Origin of the sequence: Pseudescherichia sp., from assembly GCF_031979925.1 — a bacterium.
In the GTDB taxonomy this organism is placed as follows: Bacteria; Pseudomonadota; Gammaproteobacteria; order Enterobacterales; family Enterobacteriaceae; genus Pseudescherichia.
On sequence record NZ_DALZFB010000011.1, the window covers coordinates 28,311 to 51,206 of the forward strand.

General features: G+C 54.7%; 23 protein-coding genes and 2 tRNA genes. 8 read left to right on the forward strand and 17 right to left on the reverse strand.

Annotated elements, in window-relative coordinates:
• Position 1: 1 nt before the first annotated feature.
• The 6 genes from RTM13_RS16620 to mdtK all read right to left on the reverse strand — a co-directional run bounded on the left by RTM13_RS16620 (position 2) and on the right by mdtK (position 5,857).
• Positions 2 to 2,074: a hypothetical protein gene (locus RTM13_RS16620; RefSeq protein ID WP_312213386.1), complete on the reverse strand. Its 2,073-nt coding sequence runs from the start codon at positions 2,072 to 2,074 to the stop codon at positions 2 to 4.
• 56 nt (positions 2,075 to 2,130) lie between these two features.
• Positions 2,131 to 3,123: a hypothetical protein gene (locus RTM13_RS16625; RefSeq protein ID WP_312213388.1), complete on the reverse strand. Its 993-nt coding sequence runs from the start codon at positions 3,121 to 3,123 to the stop codon at positions 2,131 to 2,133.
• A gap of 174 nt (positions 3,124 to 3,297) precedes the next feature.
• On the reverse strand, positions 3,298 to 3,984 hold the full coding sequence (locus RTM13_RS16630; protein ID WP_312213390.1) for a helix-turn-helix domain-containing protein: 687 nt from the start codon (positions 3,982 to 3,984) through the stop codon (positions 3,298 to 3,300).
• A 184-nt stretch (positions 3,985 to 4,168) separates the two neighbouring features.
• Positions 4,169 to 4,245: transfer RNA gene (locus RTM13_RS16635), tRNA-Val, on the reverse strand.
• 10 nt (positions 4,246 to 4,255) lie between these two features.
• Positions 4,256 to 4,332: transfer RNA gene (locus RTM13_RS16640), tRNA-Val, on the reverse strand.
• A gap of 151 nt (positions 4,333 to 4,483) precedes the next feature.
• Positions 4,484 to 5,857, reverse strand: a complete 1,374-nt coding sequence (gene mdtK / locus RTM13_RS16645; RefSeq protein ID WP_312213392.1) for an MdtK family multidrug efflux MATE transporter — start codon at positions 5,855 to 5,857, stop codon at positions 4,484 to 4,486.
• Between the two features lie 228 nt (positions 5,858 to 6,085).
• Here mdtK and RTM13_RS16650 point away from each other — a divergent pair, with 228 nt between their 5' ends.
• Complete coding sequence (locus RTM13_RS16650) at positions 6,086 to 6,736, forward strand: riboflavin synthase subunit alpha (RefSeq protein WP_312213394.1); 651 nt, start codon at positions 6,086 to 6,088, stop codon at positions 6,734 to 6,736.
• A gap of 44 nt (positions 6,737 to 6,780) precedes the next feature.
• Here the strand turns inward: RTM13_RS16650 and cfa are convergent, their stop codons facing one another.
• Both cfa and punC read right to left on the reverse strand, forming a co-directional pair.
• Positions 6,781 to 7,929 (reverse strand): cyclopropane fatty acyl phospholipid synthase, encoded by a 1,149-nt coding sequence (gene cfa, locus RTM13_RS16655; protein ID WP_312213396.1) that lies wholly within the window; start codon positions 7,927 to 7,929, stop codon positions 6,781 to 6,783.
• Positions 7,930 to 8,195: 266 nt separating this feature from the next.
• Entirely contained in the window at positions 8,196 to 9,353 is a 1,158-nt protein-coding gene (punC, locus tag RTM13_RS16660) for a purine nucleoside transporter PunC (protein ID WP_312213576.1), read from the reverse strand.
• Positions 9,354 to 9,490: 137 nt separating this feature from the next.
• Here punC and punR point away from each other — a divergent pair, with 137 nt between their 5' ends.
• Entirely contained in the window at positions 9,491 to 10,402 is a 912-nt protein-coding gene (punR, locus tag RTM13_RS16665; RefSeq protein WP_312213398.1) for a DNA-binding transcriptional activator PunR, read from the forward strand.
• A gap of 31 nt (positions 10,403 to 10,433) precedes the next feature.
• Here punR and purR read toward each other — a convergent pair whose 3' ends face one another.
• Positions 10,434 to 11,459: an HTH-type transcriptional repressor PurR gene (gene purR / locus RTM13_RS16670; RefSeq protein WP_312213400.1), complete on the reverse strand. Its 1,026-nt coding sequence runs from the start codon at positions 11,457 to 11,459 to the stop codon at positions 10,434 to 10,436.
• A gap of 297 nt (positions 11,460 to 11,756) precedes the next feature.
• Between purR and RTM13_RS16675 the strand changes: the two genes are divergently transcribed.
• Together RTM13_RS16675 and RTM13_RS16680 are read left to right on the forward strand one after the other, a co-directional pair.
• Entirely contained in the window at positions 11,757 to 11,846 is a 90-nt protein-coding gene (locus RTM13_RS16675) for a YnhF family membrane protein (protein ID WP_103820868.1), read from the forward strand.
• 185 nt (positions 11,847 to 12,031) lie between these two features.
• Entirely contained in the window at positions 12,032 to 13,198 is a 1,167-nt protein-coding gene (locus RTM13_RS16680; RefSeq protein ID WP_312213402.1) for an MFS transporter, read from the forward strand.
• Positions 13,199 to 13,238: 40 nt separating this feature from the next.
• Here the strand turns inward: RTM13_RS16680 and RTM13_RS16685 are convergent, their stop codons facing one another.
• Positions 13,239 to 14,084, reverse strand: coding sequence for an NlpC/P60 family protein (locus tag RTM13_RS16685; RefSeq protein ID WP_312213404.1), 846 nt, complete (start codon positions 14,082 to 14,084; stop codon positions 13,239 to 13,241).
• A 334-nt stretch (positions 14,085 to 14,418) separates the two neighbouring features.
• Here RTM13_RS16685 and grxD point away from each other — a divergent pair, with 334 nt between their 5' ends.
• On the forward strand, positions 14,419 to 14,766 hold the full coding sequence (gene grxD / locus RTM13_RS16690; RefSeq protein WP_312213405.1) for a monothiol glutaredoxin 4: 348 nt from the start codon (positions 14,419 to 14,421) through the stop codon (positions 14,764 to 14,766).
• A 62-nt stretch (positions 14,767 to 14,828) separates the two neighbouring features.
• Here grxD and rnt read toward each other — a convergent pair whose 3' ends face one another.
• The 4 genes from rnt to RTM13_RS16710 all read right to left on the reverse strand — a co-directional run bounded on the left by rnt (position 14,829) and on the right by RTM13_RS16710 (position 17,838).
• Positions 14,829 to 15,479 (reverse strand): ribonuclease T, encoded by a 651-nt coding sequence (gene rnt / locus RTM13_RS16695; RefSeq protein WP_312213406.1) that lies wholly within the window; start codon positions 15,477 to 15,479, stop codon positions 14,829 to 14,831.
• 103 nt (positions 15,480 to 15,582) lie between these two features.
• Positions 15,583 to 15,990: a lactoylglutathione lyase gene (gene gloA, locus RTM13_RS16700; protein WP_312213407.1), complete on the reverse strand. Its 408-nt coding sequence runs from the start codon at positions 15,988 to 15,990 to the stop codon at positions 15,583 to 15,585.
• Positions 15,991 to 16,092: 102 nt separating this feature from the next.
• Positions 16,093 to 17,187 carry an alkene reductase gene (locus RTM13_RS16705; RefSeq protein ID WP_312213409.1) on the reverse strand — a complete coding sequence of 365 codons (1,095 nt, stop codon included), beginning with the start codon at positions 17,185 to 17,187 and terminating at the stop codon, positions 16,093 to 16,095.
• A gap of 54 nt (positions 17,188 to 17,241) precedes the next feature.
• Positions 17,242 to 17,838 (reverse strand): TetR/AcrR family transcriptional regulator, encoded by a 597-nt coding sequence (locus tag RTM13_RS16710; protein WP_312213411.1) that lies wholly within the window; start codon positions 17,836 to 17,838, stop codon positions 17,242 to 17,244.
• Between the two features lie 100 nt (positions 17,839 to 17,938).
• On the opposite strand from RTM13_RS16710, the gene RTM13_RS16715 reads away from it, so the two are divergent.
• The 3 genes from RTM13_RS16715 to sodC all read left to right on the forward strand — a co-directional run bounded on the left by RTM13_RS16715 (position 17,939) and on the right by sodC (position 19,731).
• Positions 17,939 to 18,178 carry a DUF1289 domain-containing protein gene (locus RTM13_RS16715; protein WP_312213413.1) on the forward strand — a complete coding sequence of 80 codons (240 nt, stop codon included), beginning with the start codon at positions 17,939 to 17,941 and terminating at the stop codon, positions 18,176 to 18,178.
• Between the two features lie 54 nt (positions 18,179 to 18,232).
• The gene (locus RTM13_RS16720) at positions 18,233 to 19,129 is read left to right on the forward strand and encodes an aldo/keto reductase family oxidoreductase (RefSeq protein ID WP_312213415.1); all 897 of its coding nucleotides are present in this window, start codon (positions 18,233 to 18,235) and stop codon (positions 19,127 to 19,129) included.
• Between the two features lie 80 nt (positions 19,130 to 19,209).
• On the forward strand, positions 19,210 to 19,731 hold the full coding sequence (gene sodC / locus RTM13_RS16725; protein WP_312213417.1) for a superoxide dismutase [Cu-Zn] SodC: 522 nt from the start codon (positions 19,210 to 19,212) through the stop codon (positions 19,729 to 19,731).
• On the opposite strand, the gene RTM13_RS16730 is transcribed toward sodC, so the two are convergent.
• The 3 genes from RTM13_RS16730 to RTM13_RS16740 are packed head-to-tail and all read right to left on the reverse strand — an operon-like array spanning position 19,732 to position 22,843.
• Positions 19,732 to 21,744: an FUSC family protein gene (locus RTM13_RS16730; protein WP_312213578.1), complete on the reverse strand. Its 2,013-nt coding sequence runs from the start codon at positions 21,742 to 21,744 to the stop codon at positions 19,732 to 19,734.
• Positions 21,744 to 22,604 carry an HlyD family secretion protein gene (locus RTM13_RS16735; RefSeq protein ID WP_312213419.1) on the reverse strand — a complete coding sequence of 287 codons (861 nt, stop codon included), beginning with the start codon at positions 22,602 to 22,604 and terminating at the stop codon, positions 21,744 to 21,746. Before RTM13_RS16735 ends, RTM13_RS16730 begins: the two co-directional genes overlap by 1 nt.
• Before the next feature lie 2 nt (positions 22,605 to 22,606).
• Positions 22,607 to 22,843 carry a DUF1656 domain-containing protein gene (locus RTM13_RS16740; RefSeq protein ID WP_312213421.1) on the reverse strand — a complete coding sequence of 79 codons (237 nt, stop codon included), beginning with the start codon at positions 22,841 to 22,843 and terminating at the stop codon, positions 22,607 to 22,609.
• Between the last annotated feature and the right edge of the window lie 53 nt (positions 22,844 to 22,896).

A 22,896-nucleotide genomic window follows, 5' to 3' on the forward strand; every position in this document is an offset into this window, starting at 1 on the left:
ATTAGCGCGCGGCGTCAGTTTGAATAGCTTCTGGCGGGAATGAGATAAAAACAATATCGGAGCTCACTACAGAGCCAGAGGCCTCGGGAAGACTGATGGTAAAATTCACGATCTCGGCCACGCTATCCAGTACTGCGACGCTACAGGAACCATCGTCATAGAGAGGTAGACTTGCGATCGAAAAAGGATAGCCTTCCATTGTAGCGCTGCCTGTGTTCAGACTGATTCGGGCGGCAGTAATATCTTCAGCGGGAGTGGAACGAATATAGATATGCCCCTGAGAACGCCCATTCGCCGCTGCGCCTGTGGAAATCGCATAGCCTGTCAACGATCCCGCCCCTGGCAGATAGTCGCCAAATGCCATGCTGGTGGTCGCCGTAATGCCTGGGTTAGCGGTAAGATAGGCACTAACACCGATCAATCCAGGCGCAAAACTAAACACATGCAGAATTGCGCTTCCGTTTTCATCCAGATGATTTTGCCATACCGCTGTTCCTGTTTCGTTGAAGTAGGCATTTTGGGAGAGGGAAATTGAGATAGCTGCGCCTGCGGGACCAGAAACGGTTAGGGTATTGACCGGAATGACCGGTGCGCTTGTATTATCCCGCCAGGGCGCGCCCGTTGCGGCATTCAGATAAAGTTGAGTCGTTGATTTTGTCATAATGTTTACCTGCGTAGTAGAGGATTCAGCGTAGCCGCCAGAATAGAAGGTGACCGTATATTGCCCTGTGGCTTTGCCATTCTTAATGGGGGTAATAAAGCTGGCTGGAACTGTTGTGGTAAAAGATCCGGCAGTCATCTCCTGTGGGGTCACGGTATGAATATCGCTCCAGGTGGTGCCCGATACTGGCGTAATGCCATCATCTTCGTAACCCTGCCAGTAAAGATTGACGCCATCACCAACGTTCATACCGGGATAAGTGATAACGATGGGCGTTCCATCTATGTACTCCGTACTGTCGATGATGCCGTCGTCTCCTGCTTCAGGGAAAGCAGGAGGAGGCAGTAAGGTTGAATGAAAAGTATCAATATTGACTGACGCAGCAGAGGAGGCCCCGTGGGATTGGGTGGCGGTAAAAGTCACGTCATAATAGGATTGTGCAGTCCCAATACCTATAGGGAGAATTGAGGCTGAGGGAACAACCACAGAGAATCCATCGCTCAGGTCGCTGCTTGTCACGGTATAGGATGTTGACCAGGCCGTTCCGGTGACCGGGGTTCCGTCATTGTAGCCCTGCCAGTATAGGGTAACGACATCACCCGTGCTGATATTGGGGTAAGCAGGGATGGAAACCGGGGTACCATCGGTTGCTTCGGTTGCATCGATCCAGCCATCGTTGCCTTCCGGGAAGGTAGGTGGAGGCAACGTAACCTGACTCATATCAATGTTTACGGTGGCGCTATCAGAGCTTTCGGCAGTGCTGCCATCGGCAGGCGTCACGGTATACCATGCGGTTGCGCTACCCACGTTAATAATTGTGACATAGGGGGCGGCAACAGCCACATCGAAACCGTCGCTAATATCTGCCGAGCCGACGTTATAGGTGAGGGTAACGACGCTTTCGGGAATAGTATACCCGCTGCTATTAGCACCGACCCAGTAGATCCACACATGATCGCCAACGGCGATCCCGCTATAAGCTGGAATATGTACCAGGGTGCTGCCATCGGCGGTATCGGCGTCAACAATGGTATTGGTGGAGTCGGCTTCAGGGAAGTCAGGGGCAGGGAGCGTGCCCGTATCGTTGCGTTGGACAACCGCTGTAACAATGGATGAGGCAATAAGGTTACTCGCCTCATCAAGTCGACTATACCAGACCTGATAGCTGCCATCGGGCGCCAGGCTGGCAGGAACAACTAACGTCCAGGGAAACTGGATCGCCGGATCATCTTCGATATAGAGCAGGCCAATCTGCATACCGTTCCAGTAGGCCGTCAAATAGTCGCCCTGATGCGCATTAGGAGACTCTTCAATTACGATCAGTACACCCTCACCCTGGGTAAGATCCTGCTGATTTATAACGCCATCAGCAGACATTTGGGGGAGTCTGGGCGGAATCAACGTTTCGCTCATAAATACCTCACGGAAAAAAATGGCTATCCGAAGATAGCCATTGGCTTAGAGATTAATTAAGCAATTGTATCGACGCCGACTTCGCCAACGATGGACGACTGAACGTCGCCATGATTTGCCGGGGTCACGGTATACCACGCCTGGGCTGAGCCAGACTGAACAGGTGGGACTTGATCCGTTGTCAGGATAAGCTCGATGTAGCCTCTGTCTATATCGTCCTGTACAACGGTGTGCGGAATTTGCAGCGTATCTATCTGAATATGTTTCTCATCATACAGCTGCCAGGTTACTGCGAGTTCGTCATTTACAAGCATACCCGTGTAGTTAATATCGATCTGGATACCCGCGTCGGCTTCACGTTTGTTGATCCAGCCGTCATCGGCAGCCTGCGGGAACGTTGGAGCAGGCAGGGTTGGCGGCAAGACACCTCCGGTAACGGAAACGGTCCACGGCGGTGATACCAGCACGTTCTTACGGGTATCAATATACTGGTAAAACAGCTCGTAGGTTCCGTTTGCCAGACAGGCTGGCGGGAAGGTGTTACTGATATTGATAGCTAAAGGGAAATCGGTAGCTGGATCGGTAACCTGTTTGGTGAAACTATGAATGTCATCCCACCAGAAGGTCAACACATCCTGGGCACGGACTTCCTCAAACGGTTCAATAATAACCTGGACCTCCTCTGCAACATCATACTGATCCAGCTCGCCGTCCATGCCGTTAGGCACAAATACACGTGGAGTGTTGGCGTCATAAAAACGCGCTTCAGTCAGCGTTGCGGTAGAGGTATCATCATCAACGTAGACGGCATAGGGCATAAAAGCATAGGTGTCGCTCTGTACGAAGTAGGTTGCCACGCCAGTGGCGTCAGTGTCAGAGGTAGTAGACGTCTGATCGTTTAGTGAAACCCAGGTGACCGTTGCCCCGGAAGCCGGTGCGCCGTTTTCATCCAGTACAACAGCAGTTAAAGTAATCTCAGTTCCCGGTGCGGCACTCAGCGGCTCGGCAGTAACTGATGCAATAGTATTTACAGTATTTACAGTAGACATAATTAACCCTCATATTTAATGAATTGTTCCAGATAGCAGATAGTCTCTGCGGAACGGGGAAACTATATTCATTATCGGGTTCGGTGGTCGGTCAAAAAAAGGGCAGAGGGTGTTTCAAAAAAAGTGAGCGATCCTTAAGTATTAAACAGTAGGCCTGTTTGTACGCGGTGAATATTAAAAGCCGACGGGTAGCTTATTAATAGCCATTAAAATACCGTTATTGATTTCAATGAAATTGCCTTTCTTGAGTTCAGCAAGAATTTTCATCGTCTGGCTACGAGAGAGTCGGGTACGTCGTTGAATAAATGAGGCGGCCTTAATCTGGTTACGTATCTCTCTGGGATAGAGCGCAAGCTCCATCAGTAATGTCCGGATCTTACCGTAGGCATCAATACCCACCAGTTCGCTTTCGCGCATGCTCATTATCATCATTCGCTGCGCCAGTATGCAGGCAATATCATGCCATAGATCAAACGCATCACACTTTTTAGCAAAGGTATCGACCGGGACCTGCCACCCCTGGCAATGTGTTTCAGCATGGATATAGTGAGTAGGGCGGCGATTTACGTTATGGAAAAGGCTATAGCCATCAACCAGACCAACAACTGTCGGGGCAAAAAGAGTCGCTATATAGAGATTATTTGCCGCGTTACAGAGAGAAAAACAGCCTGTTGAAACAAATATTACTGATGTATTACGCCGTTCCCGTCCAAGAGGCATCTCTTCTGATGCAGCAAGCTGGAACGGTAGACCATAAGGTTTTAATATATTATGCAGGTGCTTTATTGATTTTTTAGGTTTGGTCGCGCTGGCAAAAAGAGAAGATTGCAACGTAGTCGCATGCGTAATATCTGGTTTCATTTGCATCCATACAAAAGAGAATGTTAATAACATATGAAAATCAACATTATTATTGCCAGCCTGTAATAAACATTGGCTGCCTGGCTGACAGTATAAAATTCTTACAGTCTGCCTGTCAAAGCGGGATGGTAGTTTGCAGGATAAATAAAAGAGAGGTGATATTGAAAAGGTGACGACTAAGATTTGGTGCGTCCGAGTGGACTCGAACCACCGACCCCCACCATGTCAAGGTGGTGCTCTAACCAACTGAGCTACGGACGCACTGAGAAGATGGTGCGTTCAATTGGACTCGAACCAACGACCCCCACCATGTCAAGGTGGTGCTCTAACCAACTGAGCTATGAACGCAACGTTGTGTGTGACAACGGGGACGAATATTAGCGGCAGGCGGCGGCTGTGGCAAGCAGAAAAAAGCACTTTTATCACTGATTTCACGCGATTGCGGAACAACTGCACAAAACGTTGATAAAACAGCCGCCCGCAGGCGGCTAATGGTGAATTATCGTGCAGCGCGCTGGAGGATCACGCTTGAGGGCTGGCGCTGCAGGAAGCGCATCCGCAGCATCATCAGGATTGCCGCCGAGGTCAGGCCAATGATAAAGCCCATCCAGAAACCTGCCGGACCCATACGATCGACGACCAGGTCGGTCAGCGCCAGCACGTAGCCGCTCGGCAATCCCAGCACCCAGTAGGCGATGAAGGTAATGAAAAAGATCGAACGCGTATCTTTATAGCCACGCAGAATGCCGCTGCCCACCACCTGAATGGAGTCGGAGATCTGATAGATTGCCGCCAGCAGCATCAGCTGCGCCGCGAGGTGCACTACCTCGGGATTATCGTTGTAGAGCAGGGCGATCTGCTCCCGCAGCGACACGGTAAAGATCGCGGTAAGCACCGCCATGCAGACGCCGACGCCCAATCCGGTGCGTGCCGCGGTCTGCGCGTCAAGGGTCGACCCCTGACCCAGGCGAAAACCGACGCGAATGGTGACTGCCGCCGCCAACGACATCGGCAGGACGAACATCAGCGAGCTAAAGTTGAGGGCAATCTGGTGGCCTGCCACGTCAACAATGCCCAGCGGAGAGACCAGCAGCGCCACCACGGCAAACAGGGTTACCTCAAAGAACAGAGCCAGCGCAATAGGCAGGCCGAGCTGTACCAGGCGTTTAAGAACGCTGAAGTCAGGCTTGGCAAAGTGCTGTTCCTGGCGGATATCGCGCATGGAACGGGCGCGTTTAATGTATGAGAGCATACAGATAAACATCACCCAGTAGACCGCGGCGGTAGCCACGCCGCAGCCGACGCCGCCCAGCTCCGGCATGCCGAAGTGACCGTAGATAAAGATATAGTTAACCGGGATATTCACCAGCAGGCCGATAAAGCCAAAGACCATGCCGGGTTTGGTCTTTGCCAGCCCCTCACACTGGTTACGCGCCACCTGAAAGAAGAGGTAGCCAGGCGCGCCGCAGAGCAGGGCGCGAAGATAGCGTACGGCTTTGTCAGCCAGCTCTGGATCGATGTTATGCATAGCATGAATAATATGCCCGGCATTCCAGAGGACGATCATAATTAACACGGAGACAAAGCCCGCCAGCCAGAACCCCTGGCGCACCTGTTGGGCAATGCGATCCCGTCGGCCTGAACCGTTTAGTTGCGCGATGACCGGCGTTAGAGCCAGCAGCAGGCCGTGGCCAAAGAGGATCGCCGGTAGCCAAATGGAGGTTCCGATCGCTACCGCCGCCATGTCGGTAGCGCTGTAGCCCCCCGCCATGACGGTATCAACAAATCCCATGGCGGTTTGCGCGACCTGCGCAAGGATCACCGGGATAGCCAGCGCCAGCAGCTGGCGCGCTTCGATAAAATACTTCTGCACGGAAACACCTGTATATTGTTGTTATAGGAAAGCATGGAAAAGCCGCCTTTACTGGCAGCGAGAAGAGATTGCAGGATAAATAGCCAAACCATTGTAACGGGGAAAAGTGAATATGCCAGAGAAAAAACAGCCTGGGCGGGTGCAGCGCTGGCAACCTCTTTTTCCACCTGTTATTGTGCAATTATCAAAACGGCTTGCGCCGAATTAATGGTTACAGGAGTGGTAGGCATGTTTACTGGTATTGTACAGGGCACGGCAAAAGTCGTCTCCATTGATGAAAAACCCAACTTCCGCACCCATGTCGTTGCGCTGCCCGAGCCGATGCTGCCGGGGCTTGAGACCGGTGCCTCCGTTGCGCATAACGGCTGCTGCCTGACCGTTACCAGCATCAACGGCCCGCTGGTGAGCTTTGACCTGATGAAAGAGACGCTGCGTATTACTAACCTTGGCGAACTGAGCGTTGGCAGCGAGGTGAACGTTGAGCGTGCCGCGAAGTTCAGCGATGAAATTGGCGGCCATTTGATGTCGGGACACATTATTACTACTGCCGAAGTCGTTAAGATTCTTGCGTCCGAAAATAACCGTCAAATCTGGTTTAAAGTTCAGGATGCGAGCCTGATGAAGTATATTCTTTATAAAGGGTATATCGGCGTGGATGGTATTAGCCTGACGGTAGGTGAGGTAACGCCGACGCGTTTCTGCGTACACCTGATCCCTGAAACGCTGGAGCGCACCACGCTGGGCAGTAAAAAGCTCGGTCATAAGGTGAATATTGAGATCGACCCGCAAACCCAGGCCATCGTCGATACGGTAGAGCGCGTGCTGGCCAGCCGTGAAGCGGCGATGATTGCCGCCTCGGTGAGCGGCAGCGAAGAGTGATTAAATCAAAAACCCCGGTTCGCCGGGGTTTTTGATCGCATTCATTAGCGTGCCACCCGCAACCCGTTTTCTACGCCGCGGCTGAACATAACCTGCCAGAGCTGAATATCCCTTGCGCGGAACGCGCCGGCACAGGCGTTGAGATAGTAGCTGAACATGCGCTTAAAGCGCTCAGAGTAGTTGTCGGCAATTTCTGGCCACGTGGCCATAAACCGCTCATGCCAGGCCATCAGCGTGGTATCGTAATCTGCACCAAAGTTATGCCAGTCCTCCATGATAAAATGGGGTTCGCTGGCATTAGCAATCTGGCGCACCGACGGCAGGCAGCCGTTTGGGAAGATATACTTATCAATCCACGGGTCAACGTTGTTATCGGTTATTTTCGAGCCGATAGTGTGGAGCAGGAACAGGCCCTCAGGCTTGAGGTTGCGATCGACCACTGCAAAATAGGTCGCGTAGTTTTTCGGGCCGACGTGCTCAAACATGCCAACGGAGACCACCCGGTCGAATTGATCGTTCAGATCGCGGTAGTCTTGCAGCAGGATAGTCACATCCAGGCCTTCGCAGCGCGCCTGGGCCATCTTTTGCTGCTCTGCTGAGATGGTTACGCCGGTAACGCTGACGCCATAGTTTTTAGCCATAAAGTAAGCCAGGCCACCCCAGCCGCAGCCGATGTCCAGCACGCGCATGCCGGGCTGCAACTGCAATTTTTCACAGATCAGCCGCAGTTTGGCCTGCTGCGCCTCCTCCAGCGTCTGCGCCTCTTTCCAGTAGGCGCAGGAGTACTGCATATAGGGATCGAGCATGCGGCTGAAGAGATCGTTACCGAGATCGTAGTGCTCTTTACCGACTATCCAGGCACGCTTCTGGCTTTGCAGGTTGAACACCCGCGCTGCCGCAATGCGGAGGGTATCTTTGACGTGGCGCGGCATCTGGTTTTCCAGGCCAGCGCGGAGAACATTGCTAAAGAACATATCCAGCCGGTCACATTCCCACCAGCCGTCCATGTAGCTCTCGCCCAGCCCAAGCGAGCCTTCCTTTAGCACACGCTTAAAAAAACGGGGATTTTTAACCCGGATATCTGAGGGGGCGGTGCCGTTAATGCTGATGCCCGCGCGGCCTAACAGTTCGCTTGCGATACGGAACCAGTTATCGCTCTGTATGTTGACTTCTTCTATACACGATGAACTCATAGCTTCTCCATCACCCTATGTGATCAGAACCTTCAAACAGCGTAGACGCTTTTAATGGTTTGTGAGAAATCCCACGGAACGGGCCGTGAGCTTGATATCCGACGTAGAACAGAGGAAGGGAGATAGCCCTTGCCGAAAATGCCTTCCATGGGAGAACAGGCGCACTCCTGCGCCTGCGAAAACATCATATTCTTGTTAATAAAATTATCGAATTGATTATAGGCCGCAAAAATGAGTCATTCAACCTATTATGGTTAGCTAGCTAATTATTTAGTTGCCTGTTTTTGCAGCCGATAGCCCAGTCCGGCAAGCAGGACGGTCAGCAGCATCACGCTGGTGGTGGTAAGCAGAGGCGTAGCGATAAGCGTCGAGACCAGCAGGCTGGCGATAAAGCAGAGACCCAGCTGAAGGGTATTTTGCAGCGCTGCCGCGCGTCCCGCCGCCTGTGAGAACGGGCTTAGGGCCTGGGCAACCACAATCGGGTAGATCGCACCGTTGGCCATCGCCATGACGCAGAACGGGGCCAGCAGCAGCGTTAGCGAGACCTGTGGAATAAAGGCCACCAGCCAGACGGTGACCACGCTCAGGGCGTAGAGGGCCAGAAGCCAGGGCAGCAGGCGCGCGCCCTGCCAGCGCTGTAGCGCCGCCCGGCAGCCGTAGCCGCCCACCAGAAAGGCCATCGTCTGCGGGACGTAGCTTAAGCCAATCGCAGTCGGACCATATCCCAGTGCACTAAGAATAAACGGCGAGCCGGTAAGCCAGGCGAAAAAGCTGGCCGAACAGGCGGCGTAGATCATCACATTCCCGCAATAAAGGCGGGAGCGCAGCAGCACTCCGAAGGTCACGGGATCGGTCTGCGGCTGGTGTTTCCTCGCCGGTTTTTTAAGGCGCAGCGCGGGAAGCATAAGCCCTAGCGTAATCACGAACAGCACCGCGAAGATGGTCTGCCAGTGAGAGTGGGCGAGGATCCAGCTGCCCAACAGGGGAGCGAGGGCAGGAGACAGCCCCACCAGCGGCATAACAGTAGCAAAAATACGGTTGACCCGCTGGGCCGGATAGTAGTCCGTGACCAGCGTCTGCCAGGTCACCGCTGCGGCACAGACCCCCACGGCCTGGACAAAGCGCAGCACCAGCAGCGTGGTGCCATCACGAACCCACAGCATGCCGATGCAGCCGAAAGCAAACAGCCCCAGCCCGCAAAGCAGTATCGGCTTACGGCCAAAGCGATCCGAGAGCGGTCCCCATGCCAGCTGGGCGAGGGCGAAACCGGCCAGAAACAGGCTCAGGCTGGCGCTAACCGCTGATGCAGGCGTATTAAGATCCTGCTGAATGGCCGTAAACGCCGGCAGATACATATCCGTCGCCAGAAAGCCCAGCACGCTTAACCCTGCCAGCCAGACTAAAAATCCTTTACCAGGTACCATCATCTTTCCTTCTTCTTATCTTTTCACAATACAGGTGGAACAGCGCAGGTGACAAAGCCGCAAAGTGTAGGCAGTGCAATACCGGTTGTGAAACGGTAATATTTGCACATTGCATTCAAATTTTTTGCAGGCAGATTATGTGGTCAGATTACTCTCTCGAAGTAGTAGATACCGTCGCCCGTACCGGTAGCTTTAGCGCCGCAGCCCAGGAGCTGCATCGGGTTCCCTCGGCGATTAGCTATACGGTACGCCAGCTGGAGGAGTGGCTAGCCGTACCGCTGTTCGAAAGACGTCACCGGGACGTGGTACTTACGCCAGCGGGGAGCTGGTTTTTGCAGGAGGGGCGCTCTGTCATCAAAAAAATGCAGGTTACCCGTCAGCAGTGCCAGCAGATTGCCAACGGCTGGCGTGGTCAGCTGGCCATCGCGGTGGATAACATTGTTCGACCCGAGCGCACCCGTCAGATGATTGTCGACTTCTATCGCCATTTCTCAGACGTTGAGCTGCTGGTGCAAAAAGAGGTGTTTAACGGCGTATGGGATGCGCTGGCCGATGGCCGCGTGGAGCTGGCCATCGGAGCGACCCAGGCTATACCGGTGGGTGGGCGCTTTGCTTTCCGCGATATGGGGATGCTTAACTGGCGCTGTGTCGTGGCTGCCCATCACCCGCTGGCGGATATGGATGGCCCGCTGAGCGATGACGTCCTGCGCGGTTGGCCATCGCTGGTATGGGAAGATACCTCCCGGCTGCTGCCCAAACGCATCACCTGGCTGCTGGATAACCAGCGGCGTATGGTCGTGCCGGACTGGACCTCTTCCGCCGAGTGCCTCACTGCCGGACTGTGCGTTGGTATGGTGCCAGGCCATTTTGCCAGGCCGTGGCTCGATCGCGGTGAGTGGGTGGAGCTACAGCTGGAGGAGCCGTTTCCGGACGCCGCCTGCTGCCTGACGTGGCAGCAGAACGATAACTCACCCGCGCTGGGCTGGCTACTGGACTATTTAGGGGATAGCGAAACGCTTAATCGAGAGTGGCTGCGGGAGCCAGAGTAGTCGGCTCCCGAAGTTTATCAACGTCAGACTATTAACGACGGTAGTCGCGGAAGGGGCCGTCAGCCACCGAGCGGCGCTCGATCAGCCGGGGATGAACCTCAATCGACTGTGACTCTTCACGCTTGTTGACGATGCGGTCCATCAGCATAGTGAACGCCGTCTCCCCCAGCGAATCTTTAGGCTGGTGGATGGTCGTCAGTGCAGGGGTGAAGAAGCGAGCATTACGCACGTTATCATACCCAATCAGCGAAACATCCTGCGGCACGCGCAGACCCATCTCGTCGACGGCGCAGAGCGCACCCATTGCCATTACATCGCCACCGCAGAACACGGCGGTAGGGCGGTGCGGCTGGGAGAGGATCTGCTGCATCGCACGGTAGCCGGATTCCGGTTCAAAGTCACCCTGCACAATCCAGTTCTCCGGCACGCTGATCAGCGCCTCTTCCATGGCTTTCATAAAGCCGGCCAGACGACCCGCGCCGGTGTTGCGCTCAAGGGGGCCAGGGATCACGCCGATCTCGCGATGGCCGCGCTCAACCAGATAGCGGCCCGCCATGTAACCGCCTTCAAAGGCATTATCGATCACCGAGTCGGTGAAGTCCGCTTTTGCTTCGCCCCAGTCCATGACGACCATAGGGATATGGCGATACTCTTCCAGCATGCTGAGCAGCGGGGCAGGATATTCAGAACACATCACCAGCAGGCCGTCGACGCGCTTCTGTGCCATCATCGAGAGATAGGCACGCTGTTTTTCGAGGTTATTCCAGGCGTTGCCCAGGATCAGGGTATAGCCCTTCTGGAAGCAGTTCTTCTCAACCGCCTCGATAATCTCAGCAAAATAGGGCGCTTCGCTGCTGGTCGCCAGCAGGCCAATCGATTTGGTATGGTTAACCTTCAGGCTACGGGCCACGGCGCTCGGGGAATAGTGCAGCTCTTTAATGGCTGCCCACACCGCATTACGCGTCTCTTCCGCCACGAAGCGGGTTTTGTTAATAACATGTGATACGGTTGTGGTGGAAACGTTTGCTCGTTTCGCTACGTCTTTTATAGTTGCCATTCAATGTCACTCCAGACCACGACGTAAGCTCCTGAAAATAGTGTAGGTAAACGTTTGCCTCTGCTCAGCCTGCACGCAACTTTTGGGGATGCGATTCGCCGGGAAAACGACACGGAACGTCAGGAGGGGTCTATGGCCGGTACGCGAATAAATTTAGCGTGGAATTTTGTCTTATCTTGATGAAAAGGGGAAGCGTTAAAACGCATATCATCTCAAATCAAAGAAGATTTTTGCCTATAAATGTGTAAAAATGAGCTGGCTCACTTTTTGTGGGGTAATAAGAATGGAGAGAGATTGATGAGTGCAGATCTGAAGTTTTCCCTGATGACTACCGTTGTCGTGCTGGGCCTGATTGTTGCTGGTGCACTGACCGCTGCGTTAAATTGATTTGGCGTGAGGGAGAGCGCTCTCCCTCTGCTCTCCGCCCGCTATTTTCGCACTCGCGAATTGTTATCAAAATGGCAATAAACTTTTGTTAGATTGATAACTTCTGTTTTTTTGTGATAAATGTCATGCTTTTGGCTTCTGTGACGGTGTCGCCTGTTCGACACGGCAATTCTGGAGTCAAAAAAATGAAAATCAACTTTCCCCTGCTGGCCCTGGCGATCGGGGCATTTGGCATTGGGACCACCGAATTCTCTCCGATGGGTCTGCTGCCGACTATCGCCCGAGGGGTAGATGTCTCTATACCGGCAGCGGGAATGCTCATTAGCGCCTATGCCATTGGCGTCATGGTGGGTGCGCCGCTGATGACGCTGCTGCTTTCTCATCGTGCTCGCCGCAGCGCGCTGATCTTCCTGATGGCGATCTTTACCCTGGGTAATGTGCTGTCAGCTATCTCCCCAGACTACACCACCCTGATGCTGTCGCGTATTATCACCAGCCTTAACCACGGCGCATTCTTTGGTCTTGGTTCGGTGGTCGCGGCAAGCGTAGTACCGAAAGAGAAGCAGGCCAGCGCGGTAGCCACCATGTTCATGGGGCTGACCATCGCTAACATCGGCGGTGTACCGGCGGCGACCTGGTTGGGTGAAACCATCGGCTGGCGGATGTCGTTTCTTGCCACGGCGGGCCTTGGTGTGATCTCAATCCTGAGCCTCTTCTTCTCCCTGCCGAAAGGCAGCGCCGGGGAGCGTCCAGAGGTGCGTAAAGAGCTGGCTGTGCTGGTGCGTCCGCAGGTGCTGTCGGCGCTGCTGACTACCGTGCTGGGAGCAGGGGCAATGTTTACCCTCTATACCTATATTGCGCCAGTGCTGCATGAGATTACTCATGCTACGCCGCTGTTTGTTACCGCGATGCTGGTGCTGATAGGCGTTGGCTTCTCCATCGGTAATTACCTGGGCGGTAGGCTGGCGGATCGCTCCGTAAGCGGTACCCTGAAGGGCTTTTTCCTGCTGCTGATCGTGATTATGCTGGCGATCCCGCTTCTGGCGCGTAACGAGCTGGGCGCGGCGGTGAGCATGGTCATCTGGGGAGCCGCGACCTTTGCCGTGGTGCCGCCGCTACAGATGCGAGTGATGCGCGTAGCCCATGAGGCACCAGGCCTGTCGTCATCCGTTAATATCGGTGCGTTTAATCTCGGTAACGCGCTGGGCGCAGCCGCGGGTGGGGTAGTGATCTCCAGCGGGCTAGGGTACAGCGTTGTTCCGGTGACCGGGGCGCTGATTGCAGTTCTGGCGCTGCTGCTGGTGCTGATTTCAGGGCGTGGCCAGGCCGAACGGGAATACGCGGTCGAGTAACACTGAAGAAAAGCCCCGCCACGGCTGGCGGGGCTCTGCATTAACGAAGAGTTTTAGAGGTCATCACCCGGCGCGCGCCCACATAGTGGCGCTGCCAGTAATCTTCGCTCAGGGAGGTGATCTGAATATCCTGGCCGCTGCGCGGAGACTGAATGAATTTACCGTTACCGACGTAGACGCCGACGTGATCGGCGGTGCCCCGGCCTTGGGTACGGAAGAAGACCAGATCGCCGCTCTGCAACTCACCGGTATTTACCGGAGAAGCATCGCGCAGGTGATACATCTCATTGGCCGTCCGTGGAATGCGGAACTTAACTAAATCTTTATAAGCATAATAGACCAGACCGCTGCAATCGAAGCCGGTACGCGGGGAGGAGCCACCCCAGCGATAGGGCTTGCCGATCTGATCCATCAATTTATTCATTGCTGTCTTCTGGGCTTTTTGCACCCGGGCCTTATGCAGATCCGCCAGCGTCTCCGGTTGGCCCTCTTTTGCTTTTACGCAGCGCGCTTTATGGCCTTTACGCACGGTGCACTTTTGCGCCATAGCGACGGAAGCCGTTTTATCTGGGCTGTTTTTCGTGCGGCGGGAGGCGACTTTGCTGGCTTTCGCGCTGTTAGACGCGCGTTTGGTGCTGGAGGAGGCGGTTTTAACGGTGCTAGCCTTTGTGCTGCTTTTTTTCGTTGTGTTCTTTGCAGTGCCACTGCTTTTCTTTGATGTCTTTTGATGAGTGCTTTTACTCTTTCGCTCTGATGTTTTTGCCAAATGCGTTTTTTGCACGGCAGAGGGCCGCGCCTGTTCGGACGCCCCGGCCAGCGGCGTGAACGTCAGCGAGGCAAAAACTAAAGCACAGAGCGTGATCGAGATTTTATTTATCCGCGCCACTGAGCAATCCCCTGAGTGAGTCAAGTAACGAATACGACATGCGTGTGATTTACAAAACTCGTCGATTCTAAAGCATAAAATGCCAAAAGGTTAATAAACTTTTTGCATCACAGCTCTGTTTCGTTAGCAAGCGCAAAAAAAAGCACCATTTATCCATTTTTAATGCTCACGAGATAACCAGTTGTGAAGCCAAAACGCTAAGCAGCACAATTTTTACGGCAACTTTACCCTTCAGGCGATAAACTAACGGTTGGTGAACAAAATGTTATTTTACCCGCTGGTGTGAAAAGCTAGAATGTCACATCACGCCGTAAGAAGTTAAGGAAGCAAGACAATGAGCACAACCGTAGAGAAAATTCAGCAGCAGATCGCTGAAAACCCGATCCTTCTGTATATGAAAGGCTCCCCTAAGCTGCCAAGCTGCGGCTTCTCCGCCCAGGCGGTACAGGCGCTCTCCGCCTGTGGTGAGCGTTTTGCCTATGTTGATATCCTGCAGAATCCGGATATCCGCGCCGAGCTGCCAAAATATGCTAACTGGCCGACCTTCCCGCAGCTGTGGGTAGATGGTGAACTGGTTGGCGGTTGCGATATCATCATCGAGATGTACCAGCGCGGCGAGCTGCAGTCCCTGATCAAAGAGACGGCGGCGAAGTACAAAACGGAAGAGCCTGACGCAGAGTAAGCGTTGCGCGCCGTATAAAAAAAGCCGCTCAATCGAGCGGCTTTTTTGTTTTACGCGCGGCGTTATGCCTCGTCAGCGACAATCGGCAGCGGCCAGCCGCCGAGCCGTTTCCAGCGGTTGACGATTTCACAGAACAGCAGGGCGGTCTGTTGCGTATCGTACAGCGCGGAGTGGGCCTGGGTGCTGTCAAACGGCAGGCCAGCGGCCGCACAGGCTTTTGACAAGACGGTTTGTCCCAGCGCCAGCCCGCTCAGGGCGGCGGTATCAAAAGTCACGAAGGGGTGGAACGGGTTACGCTTGAGCGAGGCACGTTCAGCAGCGGCCATCATAAAGCCGTGATCGAAAGTGGCATTGTGGGCCACCATAATGGCGCGGTTGCAGCCGGAATCCTTAATTCCTTTGCGCACCATCTTAAAAATCGCGTGCAGAGCATCGTATTCGCTTACCGCCTCGCGCAGTGGGTCGCTGGGATCGATGCCGTTGAACGCCAGCGCCTCAGGCACCAGGTTGGCCCCTTCAAAGGGTGCAACCTGGAAGTGCAGGGTGCTCTCAGGCATCAGCCAGCCGTCGTTATCCATTTTTAGCGTTATGGCGGCAATGTCCAGTAGCGCATCGGTTTTGGCATTAAACCCGGCGGTTTCAACATCAATCACGACAGGGTAAAAACCACGGAAACGGTCGCAAAGACCGGTGAGCTGTGCGTTATCGGACATAGGATCTCTTAATACAGGAAAAAGCAGCGCGCATTATGGCAAACTTTGGGTAGGGATTGTATAGCACAGATGAAACAACGGGCGCAGAAAGCGCCCGCAGAGATCAGTTACCCAGGCCGCGGCCCGCGTCTTTCTCTTCGATCAGCTCGATTTTATAACCGTCTGGATCTTCAACAAAGGCGATAACGGTGGTGCCGCCTTTAACCGGACCGGCTTCGCGGGTCACGTTGCCGCCGTTCTGACGAATACGCTCGCAGGCTTCTGCTGCGTTCTCCACGCTCAGGGCAATATGACCATAGGCAGTGCCCAGCTCGTAGCTATCTACGCCCCAGTTGTAGGTCAGCTCGATCACCGCTTCATCGCTCTCCGGGCCGTAGCCAACGAATGCCAGCGAGTACTTATATTCGGTGTTTTCGCTGGTGCGCAGCAGCTGCATTCCCAGAACCTTAGTATAGAACTCAATGGAGCGTTGCAGGTCGCCAACGCGCAGCATGGTGTGAAGTAAGCGCATAATATCCTCTTTCGTTTTTTTGCTCAGGCATTTAAGTCATAAAGTCTATTTTAGTATAGCGGCGGATCCCTGCCGCTATCAATGCCAGTGACGGCGTACCGGTTACAGCGTCGGGTAGTCGGTATAGCCTTCCGCGCCGCCGCCGTAGAAGCTCTCCGGGCGCTGCGGGTTCAGCTCGGCCTTGCGCTGCAGGCGCTCGACCAGGTCCGGGTTAGCAATGTAGTCGCGACCAAATGCCACCGCGTCGATCAGCCCTTTGGCGATCAGCTCTTCTGCTTTTTCAGGCGTATAGGCACCGGCACCGACGATCGGGCCGTGGAAGCGCGCACGCACTTTTTCACGGAACTCTTCAGTATAGGGTTGACCACCGGCCCAGTCCGGCTCGGAGAGGTGCAGATAGGCGATGCCGCGTTTGGCTAACTCTTCGATCAGGTAGAGCGCGTCCGCTTCTTCGTTATCGCCGTTGTCGGTATTCTGGAAAGTACCGATCGGTGAAAGACGGATGCCGATACGCTCCGCGCTCCACTCTTTGCTTACGGCATCGACCACTTCCAGCACCAGGCGGGCGCGATTCTCGGCGCTGCCGCCGTACTCATCGGTACGCTGGTTCGCTGACGGGGAGAGGAACTGGTGCAGCAGGTAGCCGTGGGCGGAGTGCAGCTCCACCAGGTCGAAACCGGCTTCGCGGGCGTTAGCGACGGCATGGCGGAAGTCGTCAACGATGCCTGGGATCTCGCTGATATCCAGCGCGCGAGGCGTAGAGGTATCGACACGAATGGAGTTACCGTTTTCGTCACGCAGCGAGGTGCGGGTCCCGGCGTTGATTGCCGACGGGGCCACCGGTGCGTTGCCACCCGGCTGGATGCTGGCGTGAGAGATACGACCGGTATGCCAGAGCTGTACCGCGATCTGACCCTTTTCAGCGTGAACGCCGTCGGTGATCTTTTTCCAGGCAGCTACTTGCTCAGGGCTGTGCAGGCCTGGGGCGCCCGCATAACCTTTAGCCTGGGCAGAGATCTGTGTTGCCTCGCTGATGATTAACCCGGCGCTGGCGCGTTGACGGTAGTATTCGCCCATCAGCGGGGTAGGGATATCACCCGGCTCAATGCTGCGCAGACGTGTCAGCGGAGCCATAAAAACGCGGTTTGCCGCGGTAATCGCACCCACTTTCAGCGGGGTAAACAGTTTGTTCGACATAGCTTCTCCTGAATAGACCGGTCGACTAGTTAATGGTCAAATAAAACGCCTGTGTTACTCAGGCGTGATAAGTATAGTTTTAGCATGTGCCACCGCACTCTCCAGCGGCAGGGCACTGCGAGAAATTTTAGCCTGCAAATTGGCACCCAGCCACAGAGCATAGAGTACCTGCCCCTGGATGAAGGCATCGCCCTCAAACGTCAGGCAGCGGGTTTCGCGCCCGTTTTCCAGCGCCTCGGCCAGCAGCGCGATGACGCGGCTTGCGCCTCTGTCCATTGCGCTACGCATATCTTCCGAGAGATCGCACACTTCGGCAGAGAGCTTCACCGTCAGACAGCCGCTGATAACTCCCTTCTGGCAGAACTGGCTCAGCGTCTCCTGAAAATAGGCGATTAAACGATCGCGGTAGTTGCCGTTGCCATGTGCGAAGTGGTGCGCCAGCCGCTGGTGATAGCCAACATAGTGACGCTCAAGCATGGCCACCCCGAACGCCTCTTTCGAGCGAAAATAGTGATAGAACGAGCCCTTCGGCACTTCCGCCGTCTTTAATAGCTCGTTTAGCCCCATGCCGGTAAACCCGCGATGGATACAAAGCTGCTCGCCGGTTGCCAGTAAGTGTTCACGGGTATCATGTTCGGTATCTCTGTTCATGATCTTTACTCTAATAGACCATTTGGTCTAATGCAAGGGTTGCTTTCTGGCGGACGGGCGTCTTCAATAGTATGTATGGATCGTTAACAGGAGGAAGGACGTGCCGGAACAGCTGGAGTTTTTCCCCATTTTAAGCCCATGCCGGGGAATTTGTCAGACCGATGAGCAGGGTTACTGCCGGGGCTGCCTGCGCAGCCGGGATGAACGTTTTAACTGGCAGCGTATGAGCGATAGCGAAAAGCAGAACGTGCTGCGTCTCTGCCATCAGCGCGCCCTGCGCAAAAGGCGTGCCGGTAGCCAACCGGCTGGCGAAGATCCGCAGCAGCCCTCACTGTTTTAAGCGCTATTTTCCGTATACTCTTTGCCTGTCTCTTTGCAAAGAAAGGAAGCGGTTATGGTTCAGCGTATTACCCTCGCGCCTCAGGGGCCGGAATTTTCACGTTTCGTTATGGGCTACTGGCGTCTGATGGAGTGGAACATGTCTCCACGCCAGCTGGTCAGCTTTATTGAGGCGCATCTGGATCTGGGCATCACTACGGTCGATCATGCCGACATTTATGGTGGCTATCAGTGCGAAGCGGCGTTTGGCGAAGCGCTTAAGCTTGCGCCCCATCTGCGTGAGCGCATGGAGATCGTCTCCAAATGCGGTATTGCCACTACCGCGCGTCCCGAGCACGTTATTGGCCACTACGTTACCGATAAGCAACACATTATCAGCAGCGCCGAGCAGTCGCTTGTCAACCTGGCGACCGATCGCCTCGATCTGCTGTTGATTCATCGCCCCGATCCGCTGATGGATGCTGACGAGGTCGCCGAGGCGTTTCTTCAGCTTCATCAGAGCGGAAAGGTGCGCCACTTTGGCGTCTCTAACTTTACCCCGGCCCAGTTTGCGCTATTGCAGTCGCGTCTGCCGTTCACTCTGGCAACTAATCAGGTTGAGATCTCCCCGGTACATCAGCCCCTGCTGTTAGACGGTACCCTTGATCAGCTTCAGCAGCTGCGTATTCGCCCAATGGCATGGTCCTGCCTCGGCGGTGGACAGTTGTTTAGCGATGAGGCTTTCCAGCCGCTGCGCGACGAGCTGGCTCAGGTCGCTCAGGAGATCAATGCTGAATCCATTGAACAGGTGGTCTATGCCTGGGTGATGACGCTGCCGTCGAAGCCGCTGCCGATTATCGGCTCTGGCAAAATCGAGCGCGTGCGTGCGGCGATTGCCGCTGAAGCGCTCACGCTTACCCGCCAACAGTGGTTCCGCATCCGTAAAGCCGCGCTCGGGTACGATGTGCCTTAATAGCTGATTATCTGATTCTCCGGTGAAATTTGCTTTCCTGTTTTAAACTTCAGGGGGAACAGACACTAACCGGAGGTCAAATGAAGCGATTAAGTCTGGCTGTAATAACGCTGTTAGCCTGCACCGGTGCGCAGGCTGCCAGTGAAGAGGTTGAAATGAACCTTGTTACGTCTCAAGGCGTGGGTCAGTCCATCGGGACGGTGAAAATCACTGAAACCGATAAAGGGCTGGAATTTGCGCCGGATCTGAAAGCGCTCCCGCCCGGCGATCATGGTTTCCACGTGCACGCGAAAGGGACCTGCGAGCCTGCTATGAAGGAGGGCAAACCTTCGGCAGCTGAAGCGGCGGGTGGGCATCTTGATCCACACACCACTGGCAAACATGAGGGTCCAGAAGGCGCGGGGCATACGGGGGATCTGCCCGTGCTTCAGGTCAATAACGATGGCAAAGCCACTCAGCCAGTGGTCTCCCCGCGTCTGAAAAAGCTGGATGAGGTGAAAAACAGATCGCTGATGATCCACGTGGGTGGCGACAACTACTCCGACAAACCGGAGCCGTTAGGCGGCGGCGGGGCGCGCTACGCTTGTGGTGTAATTAACTAATCACGTTAGCATCCCCGGTGGTGGCGCTTGTACAAGCTGCGACAGTGATATCTGTAGCCGCCAAATAAGCGCCGCCAGCTCCCGGGCGGCGGGTTGATGGTGATGAGATAAAGTATCGCAGATACGCTGTAACCGTTGCAGCGTGCTGGCCAGGTGGCGTTGCTCAACTCCCCGCTCGCTCATTACATCGCGTAACTGGGCAATGCAGACGTCTCTGACACGCGAAAGCGGATCGGAACGGGTTTCCCACTCACGAAGCTGCCAGACAACATGCGAGCAGTTGAGTAGTACCACTCCCCAACGTAACAGCCAGCGGCGGGCCAGCGCGTCCTGACTGTTGCTGAGCTGGCTGATGTGATGATAAGCCAGCGATTCAAACTCATATTCACTGTGCGACGGACGACGGCTGAGCTGATCGACGAAGTCGCGGCGTAGGGCGCGTATACGGCGGCGGCTTTTACGGGCGTCCGAGCCGGGACGCAGAATAGCGAAGGCCAGCCACGAGAGAGCAACCCCGACGATTTTTGCCGAGTTATCATTCAGAAAATCAGCAAAGTCGTACACAGGCGGATTGGTCACGGCGATAAACGACCCCATAAACACAATCAGCTGACCCCATAACCCTGCCAGCTTCGTCATTTGCAGCTTCAGTAACTGCATGGAGGTCAGAAGGGGAAAAAGAAACAGCAAAAATTGCCAGAGTTCAGTTATTTGCACCATCAGGCCAAACTTCACCACGAAGCTGAATAATGACAGCAGCACGAGAGTCCGCATCAACAAGCTGAGCGATTTAAACGGGGTAGCGACTATTGAGTAGAGCACGCAGCTAATGGCCGCCAGAGATAGAGCGCCGGAACCGGACTCCCATTGCGTTCCAATACTCCACGCCCCCACCACCATTAACGTACAGAAGGTCCGTATACCGCTCCACAAGGCTTCCGTGCTATCGGTATGACGCGCCAGGCCACGGCTGCGGCGGGCGGTTTGCAAGGAGATGGGTGAGCCGTTTTCCAGCGCTCGCAGCCCGCGGTTGCTTTGCAGATAAAGTGCGCAAAAATAGCGTAGCCGTTGCCAAAAGGCGAGGTGGTGATAGTCACTATCGTCATGGGGGCGTAACGGGGCGATAATTCGTGCAATGCTGTAAGGATCCACACGAGGAGTGGCAAGCGCAGACAGCAACTGTTCAATGACCTCACGCGTCTGCGGCGGCGGGCTCGGCCAGTTTAGCAGCAGGCGGCGAAGGCTGGAAATAACGCTGGTCAGCCGTAGCTGGTGGTGCAGCAGCGCGTTAAGCTGGGCATTCTGGCGACGAAAGCGGTAATGACTCCAGAACGCCTGAATGCGCAGCAGATTCATGGTCAGGATCTGGTTGATGATGCCTTCGTGCGCGGAACGAATGGCATCGTTGGTATCAGGCTGCCAGAGCAGGCCGGCATGTTCCAGTAAACGCGCATGCATGTTTTTCAACGCGGTAAGCAGGGTGGTTCCATCCGAGGTGCTGGGCAGGATCATCATCATCAATCCGCCGCAAAGTATACCCAGCACGACCTCGCAAACGCGGGCCTGAGCGATATCCCACAGCTGGACGGTATCTATGAGATTAACGGTCGGGAAGGCAATAATAGCGGCGGTATAGCCCGAGAGCTGAAAAGCGTAAGCGGCGTTATTGGTAAAATATGCGCAGGCCCAGGTACACAGGCCGAGCCAGGCTGCCATGCTGACTAAAAAAAGCCACGGCTCATTTAAGGTGTGGCCTGCGATGATCAGGGCCGCCGTAGCGCCCAACATACTGCCAGCAATACGACCGAGGCTTTTACTGATAACGCCGCCCACCGTTGGAAAGCTTACCACCGCAGCGGAGGTCATCGCCCAGTACGGCTCGTCCAGTTGAAAGCCGTAGGCGAGCGTTAAGGCGAGGCACATGGCGATGGCGTTACGTAATGCATATCGCCATTGACCGCTCGTCGCCTTAAACCAGGGCATATTGCGCCAGCTTAACCACGAAACATTCATCAGCGCTGACCAATTGCAACGCTGCATGTCGTACCGGAGATCAGCGTAATGTCACGGGGAAGCGAATCGAACTCTATCCGTACCGGCACGCGCTGAGCCAGGCGCACCCAGGGAACATTTGGCTTAATGTCGGGCACTAAACCAGAATCACTCTCTACGCTCTGATCGTAGATAGCGCGACCCACGCTGGAAACGTGACCCTGTAACTTTACGTTGCCGCTATAAAGGGTAATAACGGCTGGCGCGCCTTCGCGAATATGGCGCAGTTTTGTCTCTTCGAAATAACCCATGACATAAAAAGAGTGACTGTCGACAAGAGCGAACAGTGGCTTGCCGGTGGTGGCGTAATCCCCTGTTCGGGTCGAAAGATTGGTTACCCAGCCCGCGACCGGCGCGCGAACGTCGGTCTGCTCAAGCTGCCATTGCGCATGTTTTAACGCCGCTTCGGCTGCCTCGACGCTGGCCTGGGCCGCTTTAACGTTGAGGTTTGCGGTATCCATATCTTCTGCGGAGATATAATTGCGTGATAAATGCTGGCGGCGGCTTGCTTCGTTAGTCGCTTTTGCCAGATCCGATCGCGCTTTAGCCAGCCCGGCTTGCGCATCAAGTATCGCTATGTTAAAAGGCGTTTTATCCACGGTCAGCAGCAGGTCGCCAGCGTTAACGAACTGGTTGTCTTTAATAGTGAGCCGGGTAATGCTGCCGGAAACCTGGGGCGTAATACTCACCTGCTCGGCGCGGATTTTGCCATCGCGGGTCCACGGGGATTGCATGTAGTAGTTCCATAACCACCATCCCGCCAGCACCGCGACAACGGCGATCGCAATCGTAGAAAAATATTTAACTGTTTTAAGCGACATACTCACCACGCAATCAGCAATACGAAACTCAGGCAGACGCAAAGCGTAAAGATCGATAGATCCATCAGCTGGGGATGCCATATTTCCCCCGAATAGATCCAGTCGCGCAAAAGTCGATGCGCCACCAGCCAGAGAACGAATCCGCAGGCGAACGCGCTGAAAAATGGAGGAAAATAGAGAGAGGCACCGACCACGAGATCCCGTAAGGGCAATCCTGCCGTATTAAGCGTAAGCGTCACAAATCGTAATCCTTGGCATTAACTATCATTGTTTATAGGTTTAGCAAAAACCA